Origin of the sequence: Negativicoccus succinicivorans (assembly GCF_018373335.1) — a bacterium.
Classification (GTDB): Bacteria; Bacillota; Negativicutes; order Veillonellales; family Negativicoccaceae; genus Negativicoccus; species Negativicoccus succinicivorans_A.
The window spans coordinates 1-5,033 of sequence record NZ_JAHAHH010000083.1 but is presented as its reverse complement, the minus strand read 5'-3'; the positions used below and the strand labels follow the sequence as shown (position 1 = coordinate 5,033).

At 51.1% G+C, this 5,033-nt stretch carries 3 protein-coding genes; all 3 read left to right on the top strand.

Features of this window, described 5'->3' with window-relative positions; translation table 11 throughout:
• Positions 1-495, top strand: a 495-nt coding sequence (locus KH813_RS05965; RefSeq protein ID WP_303994444.1) for a hypothetical protein, incomplete at its 5' end; no start/stop codon positions are given.
• Between the two features lie 203 nt (positions 496-698).
• A complete protein-coding gene (uvrB, locus tag KH813_RS05960; RefSeq protein WP_303994443.1) occupies positions 699-2,777 on the top strand; it encodes an excinuclease ABC subunit UvrB in 2,079 nt (692 codons plus the stop codon).
• Between the two features lie 13 nt (positions 2,778-2,790).
• Positions 2,791-5,033: excinuclease ABC subunit UvrA (gene uvrA, locus KH813_RS05955; protein WP_303994442.1), on the top strand; the 2,243-nt coding region annotated here is incomplete at its 3' end.

The window sequence follows — 5,033 nt, the reverse complement described above, 5'->3', positions numbered from 1 at the left end:
ATGGACAGCATTAAAAGGCAGGATTTAAAGATGCGTAAAATATTCAATTACTTTGTGATAGGTGGGATGCTGCTGTTTGTTTTTTACTTTGCTTCTACTTTTGTTTATGAGGCGTTTTTTACTGATAAAATCCAAGCGCGTGCCGATACGTTGGAACAAGTGTATGCTCGTGAGTTTGGATGCATACAGCACATGTCTGACATCCAAAAAGCCCAATACTATACGATAGGATATCGTTTGTATCTCAAAAAAGAAATGGTAGTAAAAAAACATTATGGTGAGGTAGTACAAGGGATTAAAGAGTTGGCAAAAACTAATGAATGGATACACGCATACGATAGTGAATATGAGCGGCATTATTATTTTGACTATCTGACAAAGGGTGGGAAGTATAGAGTGGAGATTTTGGTATACAAAGAAACCGAAAACAAAATTGCATCAAAAATAGAAGTTTTTGTAACGTTTAATGATTTTTATGAAAAATATGGTTTGTAAAATCTCAATTTTGAGCCCAATAACTCTATTAACTTTATAGCAAAAAGTCTCGTGATCGCGAGACTTTTTTGTATGCCAAAACGGGGTAGCGAATAATTTATCTGACATTCTTATTACGCGTGACAGGTGAGCAGTAAATAATATAGAATTTTTTAGATATGATATAATAATTATATGAGAAATACGCATATACAGGGGGTACTATGAAGCATTTAAAAAGAACATACAGCGGTACGCCCGTTCCGTTCAAAGTCCACGCTCCGTTTCAACCGATGGGCGATCAGCCGCAAGCGATCGCGGATTTGGCGCAGGGGATTCGTGACGGTCATTGGGCGCAGGTGCTGCTGGGAGCTACCGGTACCGGCAAGACATATACGATGGCGAAAGTGATTGAAGAGGTGCAAAAACCGACCTTGATCATCGCGCCGAATAAAACGCTTGCGGCGCAGTTGGCCAGCGAATTTCAAGCGTTTTTCCCCGATAATGAAGTGGCTTACTTTGTCAGTTACTACGATTACTACCAACCGGAATCCTATATTCCGTCAACGGATACTTATATTGAAAAAGACGCGTCGATCAATGATGAGATCGATAAGTTGCGTCACTCGGCAACGATGAGTTTATTTGAACGCCGTGACGTGATTATTGTCGCGTCGGTTTCCTGCATTTACGGTTTGGGCGATCCGGAAGATTATACGGAGATGGTGGCGTCCCTGCGTAAAGGTCAGGTGAAGCCGCAAGAGGAAATTCTGCGCAAGTTGGTGGATATTCAATACACACGCAATGATATGAATTTAGTCCGCGGCACATTTCGCGTGCGCGGTGACACGATTGAAGTGTTTCCGGTCGGCGAGTCGGAGCAGATCATCCGCATTGAGATGTTCGGTGATGAGATTGATCGCCTGACGGAAATCGATACGCTTACGGGCGAAGTGATCGCCGAGCGTACGCACGTCGCGATTTATCCGGCGAGCCATTACGTCACGACCGGCGCGAAAATGGAGCGCGCCTTGCACTCCATCGAAGCGGAGCTGGATGAACGATTGGCGGTACTGCAATCGGAAAATAAATTATTGGAAGCGCAACGCTTGGAGCAGCGTACCCGTTATGATTTGGAAATGATTCGGGAGATCGGGTACTGCTCGGGCATCGAAAATTATTCGCGGCATCTCTCGGGCCGCGCGCCCGGTGAAGCGCCGTATACGCTGCTGGATTATTTCCCCGATGATTTTTTAATCATGGTCGACGAATCGCATGTCACCGTGCCGCAGTTGCGCGGCATGTATGCCGGTGACCGTTCCCGTAAATTATCGTTGATCGACTACGGTTTTCGTCTGCCTTCGGCGGCGGACAACCGGCCGTTGATGTTTGATGAGTTCGTCGAACGGATCAATCAGATCGTCTACATTTCGGCGACGCCCGGTCCGTATGAAATGTCGGTACAGACGAATATGGCCGAGCAGATTATTCGTCCTACGGGCCTGTTGGACCCGTCGGTGGAAGTGCGGCCGATTCGCGGTCAGATGGATGATCTCTTGGGCGAAATTCGCACGCGTGTGAAAGATAATGAGCGCGTGATGATTACCACGCTCACGAAAAAGATGGCGGAAGATCTGACGGATTTTCTTAAAGAAATGGATGTTAAAGTGCGCTACCTGCACAGCGATATCGCCACCATCGAGCGGGCGGAGATTATCCGCGATCTGCGCGCCGGAGTATTTGATGTGCTGGTCGGCATCAACCTGCTGCGCGAAGGATTGGATATGCCGGAAGTTTCGCTTGTCGCGATTTTGGACGCGGATAAAGAAGGCTTTTTGCGTTCCGATACCAGCTTGATCCAGACGATCGGGCGGGCGGCCCGTAACGCCAAAGGGCATGTCATTTTATACGCGGATCATGTCACGGACTCGATGGCGCGCGCGATGGAAGAAACAAAGCGCCGTCGCGAAATACAAGAGGCGTATAATACGGAACACAATATTACGCCGAAGACCATTATTAAAGAGGTTAAAGATTTAATTTCCCTGACCAAGGTGGCGGAAACGGATTGGCGCAAGGAATATGACGCCGATATGAGCGAAGCGACCGATGAAAGCCTGCATGCCCGCATTGTGGAGACGGAAAAGGCCATGCGCCAAGCGGCGAAGGATTTGGAGTTTGAAAAAGCGGCGCAATGGCGCGATGAACTCGGGCGCTTGCGTCAGGAATGGGCGGATCGCTTCGGTTCGCAGGCACGGGATAAGATGCGCGCGATGAAGAAAAAACCGCGTCGTCATCGCTGAATAAAGGAGCGCTATGAAAGAAGAAATGATCATTCGCGGGGCGCGTCAACATAATTTGCAGAATATTGATTTGCGTCTGCCGCGGGATAAATTTATTGTTTTTACGGGACTTTCCGGCAGCGGCAAGTCCTCTCTCGCGTTTGACACCATTTACGCGGAAGGACAGCGCCGTTATGTGGAGTCTTTATCCGCGTATGCGAGGCAGTTCCTCGGGCAGATGGATAAGCCGGATGTCGATTATATCGCGGGTCTTTCACCGGCCATTTCCATCGACCAGAAAACGACCAGCCGCAACCCGCGTTCGACGGTCGGCACGGTGACCGAGATTTACGACTACCTGCGTCTTTTGTACGCGCGGGTAGGTCGGCCGTTTTGTCCGCATTGCGGCAAGCCGATCACGCAGCAGACGGTCGAACAGATTACGGATGCCATTTTAGCCTTACCGGAAGGCACGCGTTTTCTCTTACTGGCGCCGGTCGTTCGGGCGCAAAAAGGCACGCATAAAAAGACGTTGGAGCGCTTGCGTAAAGAAGGCTATGCGCGTGTACGCGTCGACGGCGAAATACGGAGTCTCGATGAAGAGATTGATTTGGAGAAAAATCGCAAACACGTCATCGAGGTGGTGGTCGATCGACTGATCGCGCGCGAAGGCTTGGCGCAACGTTTGGCGGGTTCGCTCGAAACGGCGCTCGGTTTAGGGGAAGGCGTCGTGTATGCGCAGGTGGTGGACGGACCGCAATATGTATTCAGTCAGCATTTCGCCTGCCCGGATTGCGGGATCTCCTTGCCGGAACCGGAGCCGCGGCTTTTTTCCTTTAATAATCCGTTTGGAGCGTGTCCCGTTTGCACGGGTCTTGGCGCGAGCCTGGAGCCGGATTTCAGTCTGATCGTACCGGATCCCGATTTGCCGTTCAAAGACGGCGCGGTGCAAGCGCTTTCCACGAACCGTAACTCATGGTTCATGGTGCAGCTCGTGCCGTTTCTGAAATCGTACGGTCTGACTTTAGATGATTCTTACAGTGATTTGCCGGCGGAAGGCAAGCGCTATTTACGCGACGGCACGTCTAAAAAATTCCGTTTCCGTTATGAAAATATGCGCGGCGAAGTCAAGAGCTATGATCGAGCGTTTGAAGGTGTCGTTCCCATGGTGAAACGTCGCCATCGCGACGCGTTCTCGGACAGTCAGCGGCAGGAAATGGAACGCTACATGACGGAGGTTCCCTGCACGGAATGCCAGGGCGCGCGCCTCAAACCGGAAGTGTTGGCGTTCAAGGTCGGCGGCTTGAATATTCATGAACTGACCTGCCTTTCGATTGCGGAAATTCGCGGTTTTTTGAACGACCTCGAACTGACGGAAAAAGAAATGGTCATTGCTCGCCAAATTGTGAAAGAACTCAATGCGCGCATCGGTTTCCTCTATGATGTGGGCTTGGGCTATTTGACGCTGGCCCGTTCATCGGGCACGCTGTCCGGCGGGGAGGCGCAGCGGATTCGTTTGGCGACGCAGATCGGCTCAGGTCTCGTCGGCGTGCTTTACATTTTGGACGAACCTTCGATCGGTTTGCATCAGCGCGATAATGATCGTCTGCTGGCGACCTTGAAAGGACTGCGCGATTTGGGCAACAGCCTGATCGTCGTCGAGCATGATGAAGATACCATTCGCGCGGCGGACCATATCGTCGACATCGGTCCGGGCGCCGGTGAATACGGCGGTCAAATTGTCGCGCAGGGGGATTTAAAAGCCATTTTGCAAACGCCGCAATCGCTGACCGGACAATACCTCGCGGGCAAGCGCTACATTCCCGTACCGGCGCAACGCCGCAAAGGCAACGGCAAAAAGCTTGTAGTCCGCGGCGCGAGCGAACACAACTTGCAGAATATTGATGTGACGTTCCCCTTGGGCTGCCTTACGGTCGTGACCGGGGTATCCGGTTCGGGTAAGAGTACGCTGGTCAACGAGATCCTTTACAAAGGGTTGGCCAACGGTCTGTACCGCAAATACCACCGCACCGGCACGTATAAAAGCATTACCGGCGCGAAAAATATCGACAAAATTATCGATATCAACCAGCAGCCGATCGGACGTACGCCGCGTTCCAATCCGGTGACCTATACCGGTGTTTTCACGCCGATTCGTGAATTGTACAGCCAAACGCCGGAAGCGAAGTTGCGCGGCTATAAGCCGGGGCGTTTCAGCTTCAATATGAGCGGCGGCCGGTGCGAGGCCTGCAAGGGCGACGGCATCATTAAAATTGA